12 protein-coding genes are annotated in these 14,214 nt (G+C 42.8%); 5 read left to right on the top strand and 7 right to left on the bottom strand.

The window, feature by feature from the left end:
* Positions 1–42 precede the first annotated feature (42 nt).
* Positions 43–1,566: an ATP-binding response regulator gene (locus OC443_RS14365; RefSeq protein WP_234976351.1), complete on the bottom strand. Its 1,524-nt coding sequence runs from the start codon at positions 1,564–1,566 to the stop codon at positions 43–45.
* A 1,123-nt stretch (positions 1,567–2,689) separates the two neighbouring features.
* Between OC443_RS14365 and OC443_RS14360 the strand changes: the two genes are divergently transcribed.
* A complete protein-coding gene (locus OC443_RS14360) occupies positions 2,690–3,667 on the top strand; it encodes a lipin/Ned1/Smp2 family protein (protein ID WP_073581433.1) in 978 nt (325 codons plus the stop codon).
* Between the two features lie 195 nt (positions 3,668–3,862).
* Positions 3,863–4,609 (top strand): SIMPL domain-containing protein, encoded by a 747-nt coding sequence (locus tag OC443_RS14355; RefSeq protein WP_073581437.1) that lies wholly within the window; start codon positions 3,863–3,865, stop codon positions 4,607–4,609.
* Between the two features lie 44 nt (positions 4,610–4,653).
* On the opposite strand, the gene OC443_RS14350 is transcribed toward OC443_RS14355, so the two are convergent.
* The 6 genes from OC443_RS14350 to OC443_RS14325 all read right to left on the bottom strand — a co-directional run bounded on the left by OC443_RS14350 (position 4,654) and on the right by OC443_RS14325 (position 10,624).
* A complete protein-coding gene (locus OC443_RS14350) occupies positions 4,654–4,962 on the bottom strand; it encodes a DUF134 domain-containing protein (protein ID WP_073581438.1) in 309 nt (102 codons plus the stop codon).
* A 129-nt stretch (positions 4,963–5,091) separates the two neighbouring features.
* Positions 5,092–6,078 (bottom strand): murein tripeptide/oligopeptide ABC transporter ATP binding protein OppF, encoded by a 987-nt coding sequence (gene oppF / locus OC443_RS14345; RefSeq protein WP_073581678.1) that lies wholly within the window; start codon positions 6,076–6,078, stop codon positions 5,092–5,094.
* The gene (oppD, locus tag OC443_RS14340; RefSeq protein WP_073581440.1) at positions 6,075–7,046 is read right to left on the bottom strand and encodes an ABC transporter ATP-binding protein; all 972 of its coding nucleotides are present in this window, start codon (positions 7,044–7,046) and stop codon (positions 6,075–6,077) included. The genes oppF and oppD overlap by 4 nt, the downstream gene beginning before the upstream one ends.
* A gap of 15 nt (positions 7,047–7,061) precedes the next feature.
* Complete coding sequence (oppC, locus tag OC443_RS14335) at positions 7,062–7,964, bottom strand: oligopeptide ABC transporter permease OppC (protein WP_073581441.1); 903 nt, start codon at positions 7,962–7,964, stop codon at positions 7,062–7,064.
* Positions 7,965–7,976: 12 nt separating this feature from the next.
* Positions 7,977–8,897 (bottom strand): oligopeptide ABC transporter permease OppB, encoded by a 921-nt coding sequence (gene oppB / locus OC443_RS14330; RefSeq protein ID WP_073581443.1) that lies wholly within the window; start codon positions 8,895–8,897, stop codon positions 7,977–7,979.
* Positions 8,898–8,992: 95 nt separating this feature from the next.
* The gene (locus tag OC443_RS14325; RefSeq protein WP_073581444.1) at positions 8,993–10,624 is read right to left on the bottom strand and encodes an ABC transporter substrate-binding protein; all 1,632 of its coding nucleotides are present in this window, start codon (positions 10,622–10,624) and stop codon (positions 8,993–8,995) included.
* 532 nt (positions 10,625–11,156) lie between these two features.
* Between OC443_RS14325 and OC443_RS14320 the strand changes: the two genes are divergently transcribed.
* Genes OC443_RS14320 through OC443_RS14310 form a run of 3 tightly spaced genes read left to right on the top strand, consistent with a single transcriptional unit; the run spans position 11,157 to position 14,134 of the window.
* On the top strand, positions 11,157–12,110 hold the full coding sequence (locus tag OC443_RS14320) for an HlyD family secretion protein (protein ID WP_073581446.1): 954 nt from the start codon (positions 11,157–11,159) through the stop codon (positions 12,108–12,110).
* Positions 12,111–12,113: 3 nt separating this feature from the next.
* Positions 12,114–13,040 carry an ABC transporter ATP-binding protein gene (locus OC443_RS14315; RefSeq protein WP_073581447.1) on the top strand — a complete coding sequence of 309 codons (927 nt, stop codon included), beginning with the start codon at positions 12,114–12,116 and terminating at the stop codon, positions 13,038–13,040.
* A complete protein-coding gene (locus OC443_RS14310) occupies positions 13,037–14,134 on the top strand; it encodes an ABC transporter permease (protein ID WP_073581449.1) in 1,098 nt (365 codons plus the stop codon). Before OC443_RS14315 ends, OC443_RS14310 begins: the two co-directional genes overlap by 4 nt.
* Positions 14,135–14,214: the final 80 nt, after the last annotated feature.

The raw sequence follows: 14,214 nt of genomic DNA, 5'->3' as shown, positions 1-14,214 counted from the left end.
ACAATATGTTTCCCTGAGTAACTGATTATATTCTTAAATCCTCTAAATCAGGCAGGCAACCTTTCCCAGTAGCTGCTCTTTTTGAACTGGCTTAATGATATAATCATTCATACCTGATGCTTTTATCTTTTCCAGCGTTTTTGCCTGGCTGTCTCCTGTGTGGCCAATGATGGGTATATGGCGGTATGGTTTATTTGAAGAACGAATTTGTCTGGCAGCTTCTATGCCATCCATCACCGGCATCTCGATATCCATCAAAATCAAATCAATTTTTTGATTGTCTACCGAATTTAAAGCTTCAGTGCCATCATTTGCCTGTAATACTTCATAACCTTGTTTTTCTAGCAATAACGCGGTGAATGTCCGGACTGAGTGGTTATCATCGACAATCAGGATATGTTTTCCTGTTTGTTGTTGATTGATAATTTGTGGTGGTAACTTTTTATCGATTGGGAGCTTAGCACCGAACAAAAGTTTTTCTATGATGTTTCTGAAATATGTCGCTGTGATGTGCCTGGTTTTAAGTGGAATAACGGGAAAATCTCTTTTTACTTCAATCGGGTTTTGTTGATGTTGCCCGAATAAGTAGCATATTTGTGCCCGGGAAAAAAACAGCAATTTCTCCAAAGCTGCAAGTTGAGGGGAATACTGAGTAATCTGTTCGAGATTAACGAAAATGATGTCATATTCAAATTCATAGTCTTTTTTGCCGATTGCATCTTCCAAATCAATAACTTCAAGGTGAGAATATTCTTTTTGTAAAAGGTTTACTATGGCGTTATCTGATGAATCAGTCAGGGAATACCGAATGTAAAGCATGGATTTCATTTTCAATATTTGCTGCTTCATATGGGAGACCTGAGTGGAAGACGATTCCGGAAAACTTAAGATAAACCTGGTCCATTCTCCCTGGCTGGATTCACATCGGATATGGCCACCAAATGAAGTCATTATCCGGCGACAAAAAGGCAGTCCAAGACCGAATCCACCATTTTTTCCATAGGTATAAAAATCTTTAAATATATGTTCTACATGCTCAGATGCTATTCCGGCTCCATTATCTTCAAATATTATTTGATTCCATTTGTTTTGTTTGATGATTTTTATATGAATATGAAAGTTATTATCTTTTCTGTAATAAAATGAATTTTTCAACAAATTATATAAAGCATATTTTAATAAAGTATCACTACCGAAAAAGTCAAAATTAAAGTCCTGCTCCAGATATATCGAGTGACGATCTTCATCACAGTGATAACTGAATGATGAGAGTGTTTTTTGTATCACGGTCAGAACGGAATGCTGACGGAATGTTGATGTGGAAACCCGGTGTTGATCGATAGACGTCAAAATTAAATCAATGGTTTCATCAGCGGATACCATCACATCCTCAACGCCACTCAGTAATTGATGGATCGTTTTCAGATCTTTGGATGAGATGGTGCGGTTTTCTGCATTCTCTTCAGGTATCAATGACTTTAATATATCAAATGAGGTATGAATTGTACTTAAAGGATTACGCATTTCATGTGCAATCCCTGCACCTAAAGATTTAGCAATCGACACCTTAACCTCATGTGATTTTTTATACAGGTAATAAAATATATTTCCAAATATGTAGATAAACAGAATGATCGGTATATATGACCAATTAACAAGAGAAATTGAGTTATGTGACAGGATATAATCTGCTGATACATAAGATAGTATATATGATATGACACTCTGCAATAATAAAACTTTGGTATTATGTACCAGAATAATATTTAAAAAGATTGATGTGATAAATGACATTACCCATATCGTTGACCAGTTATTCATGAACATCATGAAACTGAAGAAATAAGGAAGGCAATAGGTTGATGAAAAAATATAATAATACGGGAGGTATTTTTTTAATCTTGCCGGGATAAAGTTACGTAATATCAGGATTAAACATAAAAGAGAACCTAAGCTTCTGAGTTCCATATTTTCATATGGTTGATGGAATAAGTCACTCCATATAAAGTAATAAACAGGATAACCGATAAACCCAAGCCATCCAAGCGAAGATAGGTTTGGTTCTGCATCTTGGTAGATTTTATTTATAATACTCATGAGATCAGTTGTCCTGTGAATAATAATTAATTTTATTCATTTTATTTCAGAAACGATGCTCAGATATTGATGTGATCTGATAGTTTATTCCTGAACGGAAATTATTATGCTTTTATTTTCACAGAATATCAATTGGATATCATGATGACTAATGATTGAATTGTTTCTATTTTTATCGATTTGTGTGACAGTGGTTGTATTATTCTGCTTTACCTTCAACCCTGCTCCAGGTTCTGTTGTAAAATTATCATTGTTCACATCATTTTAACTTTCATTTTCTCTGCTTCATCAGTTTATTGGGTTGTATATTATTCAGTGCAACAGAAAGATGATTTGATAATAAGTGTTCAATTCTGTTTGTATCATTATTCAGTTGATTATTTTGAATATACTTCTGAATTGTGATTAAATTAATCACTCAGCATTATTTTTGAATTCCTATAAACAAGCAATATTGATACGATGATACCAGTGGATAGTTGTCATGTAATATTCACATGTGTTGATTAGAATTTGATGATGTTATCAAAGATGACATTTTTCTTTTTAACAAATTGTTATAACTATTAGAAAAATTAATTTTGGAGTTTGTATGCAACGTTTGTGGTTAATTATTATATCAGTTTTTGTATTTAGTGTGGGTCATCATGCACTTGCTGCGATTTGTCCTGATTTTTCGCCGGTCAATCATCCTCCGGAGACTCCTGCACCGGAAAAAACTCAGTTTGATCATATGAGTAACCGTTTATTGTCGAAATTTTACACCCCATACCATATGGCTCATGATGTGCTTGTGACTGAAGGTGATACGGCAGTGATGGTCGGTAAGTTTGATTATGATTTCGCTCTGCACAAAGATTTGGAAGATGAAAGTGTTCATGCTTATATCTTTGGTACCGGTATGACGGAATGGGAGTATCTTGGTGATTATACAACAGATTCCGATGGTAAAGTTTATATTAACCTTGGCCGTCGTTCTGCGGGAGATTACCGGGTGTATATGGTCGTAGCTGGCGACTTATCAACAACAACCGGTTATCTGAGTGTTGTTCAGAAAAATACAGAGGCCGTTCTGTTCGATATTGATGGCACATTGACAAAAAGTGATTCTGAGGCCGTTGCTGCTTATCTGGGGATGTCAGAAGCTGACGCTTATGCCGGAGCTGCTGATATGGTCAAAGCTTATCAGTCGAAACATTACCGGATTATTTATTTATCGGCTCGCCCTTACTGGCTGGCAAAAGACTCACGTAGCTGGTTAGGTGCACAGGGTATCCCGGCATTTCACCTTCATCTGGACTCTAATGGTGAATTATTGGATCCGACCGGGAAAGCAAGTTATAAAGCCGGATATATTAAACAGTTGCTTAGTAAGGGCGTGAAGATTGTTCGTGTTTACGGGAATGCAACAACAGATATTGAAGCATATGAGCTGGCCGGTATTCCAAAGGCAGAGACTTATATTATCGGTGATCATGCCGGTGAATCAGGGACTCAGGCAGTTCAGGACAATTATCTTTCTCATATTTCTGAAGTGGTTAATGTCACATCAGACGCACAATGCCAATAATCTATCTTAACATATTTGTTGTCAGCAGCCTCCGCCCGGAGGCTGCTTTATTTTATCTGCCTTTTTTATGTACCCTTTGTTGCTTAAGCTGTATCTTTGATGATGGCGGTATTTTTCTGTATCTCGACAGCCCTGCATCTTCAGATTGCCTGGGCGAAACAGCCGCTATAAGCATTTTTAAAGAGGATATGATTGATGAATAAAATCTGCACAAAAATTGCGTCCGGGGCCTGTTTGCTCATATTGGGAGCAGGCCTCTCCGGTGTTGCAACAGCAAATGATCAGGGTAATTTTCGTTTATCTGAGAGTCCTTATATTTCTTTGTCAGGATATTCAACAGTTGTGGCAACGCCTGATCGGGCGAAGTTTTCAGTAAAAGTCAGAGCTGAAAGTGAGAAAGCGATAGACTGCAAGCAGGATGTAGATAAGAAAGTAGCAAATATTTTGACGAGTTTGAAGCAGGCTGGTCTTGACAGAAAAGCGGTATCAAGTGCTCAGCTATGGCTTCGACCAGTTCACCGGAGGGATAAAAACGGGAATACGACGTTTAAAGGATATGCTGCCGAGCGGGATGTTGAGGTCACAGTTAAGAAATTAGATGAACTGGGCGCTTATCTTGATCAGATGTTGATTGAAGGGGCAACTGATTTAAGTAATATTCGTCTGATTTCCAGCAAACATGAAGAATATCAGGAAGAAGCCCGAAGGCTGGCTGCTGAAGACGCTGCGCAAAAAGCTCAGGAACTGGCCAGTGAATTTGGGGCAGAAATTGATCGGGTATGGTCGATAAATTATGTAGAAAATGTCAATCATGACAATGTATTAATGGAAAATCAGCTTTTTTCAGCCTCGATGAAGACTGCCGCGCCATCCGTTCCAACATATAATGATAAAAGTATCATTTTTAATGATCGGGTTGATGTTGTATATAAGTTAAAATAGTCTGGTTTTATTCATCAGGGCATACCATTTCCGGATGCCCTGTATTATTTGGTTTCTTCGGTTCGCTCTGAATCCTCTTCAGGAGACATCATCAGTGCTTTGCCGTGAATGAGGCAGTCTGCGACTTTTTGTCTGGCAGATTTGACCAGATTTGCCAGTGTCTGACGGGAAATCTGCATTTTGGCTGCCGCTTCCTGCTGCAACATTTTTTCATAATCAACCAGCCGCAGGGCTTCGAACTCATCCGGAGCGAGCCATATCTGAGCGAGCTGGGTCATTGGTATTCCATTGGGTTTAAAACAGCTATCAGCAGGCTTACCGCAAATAGTGCGTGGTATTTTAGGTCGCCCCATGAGCTTTCCTTTTGGTTGAAGTGGCACAGTTAACTTATTCAACCCGATTCTTTTCATAAACTCAACAGAAAACAGGCAGAAGCGATTAAGCATCTGCCTGTAAATCAAAGAATCACTATCAATCAGCGTTTAGTCAATCAGCAGGCAAGAAGCCGAATGAATTTCTTCACCTTTTAAAACGGGCTTTGTTTGAGCACACTGACTGGTTGCCACAGGGCAGCGGGTACGGAACACACAGCCTGAAGGTGGATTCATCGGTGACGGTAAATCGCCTTCCAGCATCTGAATCTGTTTCTCGCGCTCAAGTTTCGGATCAGGAATGGGCACTGCAGACATCAGAGCCTTAGTGTAAGGGTGTTTCGGGTTCGCAAATAAAGCTTTGGTCTCACCGACTTCAACCACATTCCCTAAATACATCACCATCACCCGATCAGAAATATGCTTCACAACAGATAAGTCATGGGCGATAAAGACCAGACTTAAACCGAGCTCTTGCTGTAATTCTTTTAGCAGGTTCACTACCTGTGCCTGAATGGAAACATCCAGTGCTGAAACCGGTTCGTCACAGATGATCATTTTCGGTTTTAGTATCAGCGCTCTGGCAATACCAATCCGCTGACACTGACCACCAGAGAACTCATGCGGGTAGCGGTTAATCAGGTTTGGCAGCAGGCCGACCCGCATCATCATTTCTTTTACCCGATCTTTCACTTCAGTTTTTGATAATTCCGGATAAAAGGTTTTCAGCGGCTCAGCGATAATATCGCCAATGGTCATCCGTGGATTCAGTGAAGCCAGCGGATCCTGAAAAATCATCTGAATTTCTTTACGGGTATTGCGGCGCTGGATGTCTTTCATCCGGGTGAGATCCTGCCCAAGCCAGAGTATTTCCCCTTCAGTTGCCTGAACTAATCCGATAATTGCCCGGGCAAAGGTTGATTTACCACAGCCTGATTCACCCACAACTCCCAAAGTTTCACCTTCATAGAGCTGAACATTCACACCGTCAACCGCTTTCAGCGCGGAAGGCTTTGCCCATGGCCATGCAGATGCAGAGGATATCTGAAAATGAACCTTGAGTGACTTAACATCTAATATCAGAGACTTATCATTCATTTTTCCCATGCCTCCCAGTCAGAAAAACAAGCCCGCTGACGATTATCTCCAAATGGCGTCAGCCGTGGCGCTTTATAGGTACAGTCTTCAGTTGCCCGGTGGCAACGCTCCTGATAAGGGCAGCCTGGTGGAAGGTGGAGCAGGTTAGGCGGATTGCCGGAAATCGTTGGCAGGATTTCCCCTTCAGTATCCAGCCGCGGAATGGCTTTCAATAAACCTTCGGTGTAAGGATGGCTCGGCTGATAGAAAATATCGTCAACATTGCCGTATTCCATGGTTCTGCCAGCGTACATGACAAGTACTTTGTCGCAGGAACCAGCGACAACACCCAGATCATGCGTAATCATAATAATGGCTGTATTGAATTCTTGTTTCAGTTCATTGAGCAGATCCATAATCTGGGCCTGAACGGTGACATCAAGAGCTGTGGTTGGCTCATCCGCAATTAACAGTTTCGGACGACACAGAAGAGACATAGCGATCATCACCCGTTGGCGCATGCCGCCTGAGAATTCGTGCGGAAACATTGTGATGCGTTTCCGGGCTTCCGGAATTTTGACTGCTTCCAGCATCTGAATGGATTCTTCCAGAGCTTCAGATTTACTGATGCCTTTATGCTTAATCAAAACCTCAGTCAGCTGATCGCTGACTTTCATATAAGGATTTAATGATGTCATCGGATCCTGGAAAATCATCGACATCTGTGAAGCCCGGATTTTATTCAGTTCTTTTTCCGGTAAATTTAAAATTTCTTTCCCTTCAAATTGCGCACTGCCACTGATCTTTCCGTTTTTTGCCAGCAGTCCCATCATGGCGAATACGGTCTGGGATTTTCCTGAGCCGGATTCACCGACAATACCCAGCGTTTCCCCCTGATTGAGTGCAAAATTCAGGTCATTGACTGCGGTGACGATTCCGTCTGGTGTGGTGAACTCAACGCGCAGATCTTTCACTTCGAGTAGATTCATTCTTTGCTCCTGTGCTTATCTGTCTTTCGGGTCGAGTGCGTCACGTAATCCGTCACCCACATAGTTGAAACAGAATAGTGTGACAACCATAAATGCTGCCGGGAAAGCCAGCTGCCATGCCGCCAGATCCATTGTATTAGCACCCTCTTGCAATAGTGCTCCCCAACTGGTGTTGGGCTCCTGAACGCCTAAGCCAAGGAAGGATAAAAATGACTCAATTAAAATCATATTCGGGATGAGTAAAGTCGCGTAAACCACAACGACCCCCAAGACATTCGGTACAATGTGACGGGTGATAATGTATCGGTTACTCACGCCGCAAACATGGGCAGCTTCGATAAATTCTTTGCTGCGCAGACTGAGTGTTTGTCCCCGGACAATTCGTGCCATATCAAGCCAGGAAATTGCGCCGATCGCAACAAAGATCAGCATGATATTCCGGCCGAAAAAGGTCACTAATACAATGACAAAAAACATAAATGGGATGGCATAAAGAATTTCAAGGATCCGCATCATGACACGGTCAGTCCGGCCACCAATAAAACCAGATGTTGCACCATATAAAGTGCCGATAATGACCGCAACAAAGGCACCCATCACACCCACGGCAAGGGAAATCTGACCACCGGTCAGCGTTCTTACATACAGATCACGCCCCAGTGCATCAGTACCAAAAACATGTTCTGCAGAAGGCGCGGCATTCATCGCATACCAGTCAGTTTCATCAAATTCAAACTGAGCAAAATGAGGAAGAATGAGCACAGCCAGAGTAATCAATACCAGAATGACCAGGCTGGCCATCGCCGCTTTATTATTCATAAACCGGATTCTGGCGTCCTGCCACAGGCTGCGGCCTTCAATTTCGAGCTGATCGGCAAATTTCTCTATTGCTTCCAGACTATCTTTTTTCGCTATCATCTTCATATCTCCCTAATAGCGGATTTTAGGGTCGATATAAGCCAGCAGGATATCGACAATCATATTGAACAGAATAAACAGGAAGCCAATTAATATGGTGATTCCCAGTACCAGAGAGTAATCCCGGTTAAATGCGGCATTGACGAATAGTTTACCAATACCGGGCAGACCAAAAATCGTTTCAATGACAACAGACCCGGTGATAATCCCGACAAAAGCGGGTCCCATGTAGGACACCACAGGTAATAAAGCTGGTTTAAGGGCATGCTTGATAATGATGTAACGATAGCTTAACCCTTTCGCCCGGGCTGTCCGGATGAAATTACTGTTGAGTGTTTCAATCATTGACCCCCGCGTAATCCGGGCGAAAGTCGCAATATACAGCAGTGACATCCCCAATACAGGTAAAGTCATATAATAGAGTGAACCGTCATTCCAGCCGCCGGCAGGAAACCATTCCAGATTGATGGCGAAGACATAAATCAGAACCGGGGCAAATACAAATGAAGGAATGACAATCCCTAACATCGTCGTTGCCATCACGGTGTAATCCACCCAGGTGTTTTGTTTCAGTGCGGAGATAGTCCCGATCGCAACACCAAAAATCACAGTAAATATAAATGCGACGGTTCCTATTTTTGCCGATACCGGCAGAGCTCCGGCAATCAGCTCATTGACCGTATAATCTTTATACTTAAATGATGGGCCAAAATTACCCTGAAGAATATTCGTCAGGTAAGTGAAATACTGACTGCTGACGGGTTTATCCAGACCATATTCGGCATTGATGTTTGCCATGACCTGTGGCGGAAGTCCGCGCTCACTGGAAAAAGGGCTTCCGGGTGCAAAACGCATTAAAAAAAAGGAAACGGTTACTAAAACCAATAAAGTCGGGATAGCTTCCAAAATCCTTTTGGCGATGAATTTAAACATAAACTCACTCTTCTTTTTCTAAGTAGTAACAATAAAAAGGCCGTACATGTGTGAACCACATGTACGCCTGATTATTTATCATTTAAAACGGATGATTATTTTGCTTTGATATATAGATCTTTAGTATAGATTTTATCTTCAGCATTGTGTGCCGGATAACCACCGACCTGAGGAGAAACCAGACGGGATTTCACATACTGATAAATCGGAGCAACCGGCATATCACGGGCCAGAAGCTTCTCTGCGTCATCATAAAGTTTGGTTCTTTCGCTTTCTGAGGTACTCAGCATCGCATGCAGCATGGTGTCATCATACTCTTTGCTATTGTACTTCGCGTTGTTCGCCGTGTTGTTTGACTGCAGCAGAGACAGGAAGGTTGAGGCTTCGTTATAGTCACCACACCATGCATCACGGGCAACCTGATAATCACCTTCACGACGTTTGGTGATGAAGGTTTTCCATTCCTGGTTTTCCAGCTGAACGTTAACGCCCAGTGTCCGTTTCCACATGGACTGAATTGCGGTTGCCACTTTTTTGTGGTTGTCTGAAGTATTGTAGATAACTGAGAAAGACAGCGGATTTTGTTTGGAGAATCCTGCTTCTGCTAACAATTCTTTTGCTTTTTTGTTGCGCTCTTTTTGCGTCATCTTACCGTATGCTGGCATGGTTGGGTTAAACCCAGCCGTGATTTCCGGTGTAAAGAAGTAAGCAGGTTTTTCACCCTGACCCATAATCGCTTTGGCGATGATGTCTCTGTCAATCGCATAAGACAGGGCTTTACGGACACGGACATCATCAAATGGTTTTTGTTTATTATTGAAATCGTAGTAGTAGTTACACAGATAACCCGTCACAGAAACGGATTCAGGATGTTCTTTTTTCAGGCGTTTGAAGTGCTCAACCGGCAGTTCGTAGGTAAAATCCATTTCGCCGGCAAGGAAGCGGTTCATTTCTGAAACCTGGCTTTCAATTGGCAGATAGGTCACTTTATTAATGACAGTATGTGCATCATCCCAGTACTTTGGATTACGTTTTAGTACTAAACGCTCGTTAACGACCCAAGTCTCAGGTACATAGGCACCGTTACCAACAAAGTGCTCTGGGCGGGTCCACTTATTACCCCATTTTTCAACGGTCGCTTTATGAACCGGCTTCACAGTGGTGTGAGCCATCATCTTGACGAAATAAGATGTTGGTTTGTCCAGTTTTACCTGGAAAGTGTGCGCGTCAATTGCTTTCACACCCAGTGTGGATTTGTCTTTTTTACCGGCGATGATATCGGCGGCATTAATAATATTTGAGATTTCCAGATACCACGCATAAGGTGAGGCAGTATTTGGATCAACAGCACGCTCAAAACTGTAAACAAAATCGTCAGCGGTTACCGGATCTCCATTTGACCACTTAGCGTCTTTGCGTAAATGAAAGATAAAGGTTTTGTTATCTTTCGTCTCCCAGCTTTTTGCCACTCCAGGTACGATATTACCTTCTCCATCTTGGTTCACCAGGCCTTCCAGTAAATCCCTGATGACATTTGATGCCGGGACACCTTCAACTTTATGTGGATCAATTGAAGCAACTTCGGAACCGTTGCCCCGGGAAATTTCCTGAACCGGGGCCAGTTTTGTTCCGGCTGGAACATGGGCTGCCTGTGCAGAAAGAGATGCGATAGCTGTCGCGATGCAGGTGCTTAAAAGTAGCCCCCGGGAAATGTTGTTTTTGCGCATTTAAAAACTCCAATTTTTATTTGTTGTATCCCTGTGTTCATTATCCGGATTAAACTAATATAAAACATAGCGGATATTCCACTGTAATCGTATTAAATCACGGATAAAAGATCACGATATACTAACAATTATCAGGCCAATTTACTATTTTTCATGGGCTGATTGGTCTTACTCTCTATTTTTATTGTTTAATTTGGATTATGTATCTGTATTTACTTGGTAAGTTAGTTGAATTGCTCAGATGAAAAGGATTGCACTGGAAGATTATTATAAAGATAAAAATGAAATTTTGAGTATTTTCAAGTAGTTAAGTAAATTTTAATTCATGTTTTTTGCATTTATATTCAATGCTTTGCCGGTGATATTTTATTTGAATCCAACAGGCTGGAAGCTTGTAAATCAGGTATATATTTATCTGTTATTAATCATTTGATTAATACTGGTTGATTATTCATCTTTTTTTGTATTTCAGTTCAGGCATATAATTTTTATGAATAGTTATACATCATATTACCAATACCGGGAGCTTTGTATGAGCCGTTATGTCTTATGTTCTCTGTTATTTATTGTATTGCTGACCGGGTGCCGGTCAGAGCCGGGACATCTGGCTCTGGGAACGCTGGAGCGTGATCGGATATCCCTTAAAGCCACTGCTGCTGAAATTATCAGAGGTTTACCTGTAAAAGAAGGGCAAAGTGTAGAAAAAGGTCAGGTACTGGTCCGTCTGGATACAAAAAACCAGGAGGCTATTTTGAACCGCGCCAGGGCTGAACAGGCGAAGGCGGATGCTTATTTACAAAAACTGACTAATGGTGAACGGGCTGAAGATATTGCAGCAGCACAAGCGAAAGTTTTTCAGGCTGAAGCGATTTACCTGGAAGCTGAAAGAAATGATCAGCGCAAACAGGAACTGATCAGAAAAAAACTCATCAGTCAGTCTGAAAAGGATGCCGCACAGGCCTCTAAGGATTCTGCTCAGGCTTCTCTCCGCTCAGCCAGAGAGTCATTTACAAAACTCACCGCAGGTGCCCGGATTGAAGATATTGCGCAGGCAAGGGCTGCACTGGCAGCGACTAAAGCAGAGGTGACTCTTCAGACTCAGAAGTTGCAGGAGCTTACGATTGTGGCGACCCGGAATGGCATTATTGACTCTCTGCCGCATTATCTGGGAGAGCGGGTCACCTTAAACAGTACACTGGCGGTGATTCAGGCTGATCGTATTCCTCATGCCCGCGTCTATGTTCCGGCCAGCTACCGGATTCGGTTTGTACCCGGTAAGCAGGTTCATGTCCATGTTGACGGTAGTCAGACATTGTATCAGGGAACGGTTCGCTGGGTTTCCCATGAAGCTTCTTTTACCCCCTATTTTGCATTGACTGAAGATGAGAGAACCCGGCTGATGTATCTGGCCAAAATCGATTTAGATGAGTCAGCGGCAGATCTGCCCACCGGGATTCCTGTTCAGGTTGAATTGACCGGAGAGTAATTTATGGAACTACCTGCAATTCAGGCTGAAAATGTGGTGAAAAGATTTGGCCGCTTTACTGCGATTGATAACATCAATCTGTCTGTACCTAAAGGTTGTATTTATGGCTTCCTCGGGCCAAATGGATGTGGTAAATCAACCACGATCAGAGTACTGACCGGATTACTGCATCCAACTTCCGGGCATGTGAATGTACTTGGTCTGGATATACCAGCTCAGGCTGAACAGCTCAGGCTGAAGATTGGCTATATGACGCAAAAATTTTCTTTATATGATGATTTAACGGTTGAAGAGAATTTGCAGTTTATTGGCCAGATCTTTGGTATGCGGAGAAAAGAGTTAGATCAACGAGTGAGTGAACAGTTACATACTTATGGACTTGATCAGCGTATCAAACAAAGGGTATCCGGAATGAGTGGCGGGCAGAAACAGAGGCTGTCACTTGCAGCCGCGACCATGCACCGTCCGGAATTATTATTTCTGGATGAGCCGACATCTGCTGTTGATCCAGAAAACCGCCGGGAATTCTGGGAACAGTTATTCGATTTATCGGCTGTGGGGACAACCATTCTGGTGACGACGCATTATATGGATGAGGCAGAACGATGCCACAGGCTTGCCATCATGGACTCAGGATTTATCCGGGCGGATGGGGAACCGGAAGGGCTGATGGCTGATATGGGAGTGAATGTTGTGGAAGTTCAGGCCCCTGAACTTCGTCGTCTGAAAGAAAAGTTGCTTTCTTTTCCGCAGATTCGTTCAGCCGCTCAGCTGGGAGTGCGTCTGCGGGTTCTGGTATATCAGGATGTCTCTGAGCCGGTACACTGGCTCAGGAAATCCTGTCCGGAGTTGTTTCATGCAGAGATCACGGAGGTCAGACCCAGCCTTGAAGATGTTTTTGTCACCGTAACAGGGGAGGGACGGCAGTGAAACAATTGCTGCGGATGAAAGCCATCATGATCAAAGAGTTTCGTCAGTTATCGCGTGACCGGATTACTTTCGGCATGGTTGTCATGATCCCTTTGATTCAGTTGTTGCTGTTCGGTTTTGCGATCAATACCAATGTGCGCCATGTTCCGGTAGCCATTGTGGATCAAAGTGAGAGTCAAATCGGACGCTTGATTACCCAGACCATTGGTGTCACACAGGTCGTTGATTTTAAGATGAATTATGCAACAGCAAAAGAGGCTGAACTTGCGATTCATCAGGGCGTTGTCCGGGCTGCGTTGATCCTGCCGGAAGATCTGCCACAGAGAATGGAGCAACACCGGACTTTGGGGCAATGGATTGTTGATGGCTCTGATACCATGATTAGCTCAGCAATTATGAGGTTACAGAGAATGCCCTTCACACAAGAGGGAATTGCGATGAATACCGGCCAGCAGAAGACATTCGATGTGGCACTTTATTATAATCCCAGCCGCCGTTCAGCAGTGAATATTGTTCCGGGGCTTTTAGGTGTCATTCTGACCATGACCATGATTCTGTTTACCAGTGCTGCCATTGTCCGGGAACGGGAACGGGGCAACCTGGAGTTGTTAATCACGACGCCGGTTCATTCGATTGAATTGATGATCGCAAAAATTATCCCTTATATTTTTATTGGTCTGATTCAGGTCGTGATTATTCTTGGGCTGGGATATCTGATCTTTGATGTGCCGGTGAATGGGGCTTTGAGCCAGATTTTATGGGGAACGCTGCTATTTATTTCTGCCAGTCTGACGCTGGGATTAGTGATTTCAACTCTGGCTAATACGCAATTGCAGGCGATGCAGATGACAGTTTTCATTCTGTTGCCCTCGATTTTATTATCCGGTTTTATGTTTCCTTATGAAGGGATGCCGACAGAAGCACAATGGATTGCGGAAGTATTACCGGCAACTCATTTTATGAGAATGATCCGCGGTATTGTTCTGCGCGGTGCTTCTCTGGCTGATTTATGGCAAGACGCGGTATGGATGGCTTGTTTTACAATTATTGGGTTATTAGTGGCTTCGGCCCGGTTTAAGAAATCTCTGGATTGATTCAGTTGTGGTCTGTGATGTCATCTGGGTATAGCAGTGGCAGCACTTCGTCACAAAGCACAGCCACTGATTCATATTCG

Source organism: Vibrio quintilis (assembly GCF_024529975.1).
GTDB lineage: Bacteria > Pseudomonadota > Gammaproteobacteria > Enterobacterales > Vibrionaceae > Vibrio > Vibrio quintilis.
This window is presented reverse-complemented; position numbering and strand designations above follow the sequence as displayed.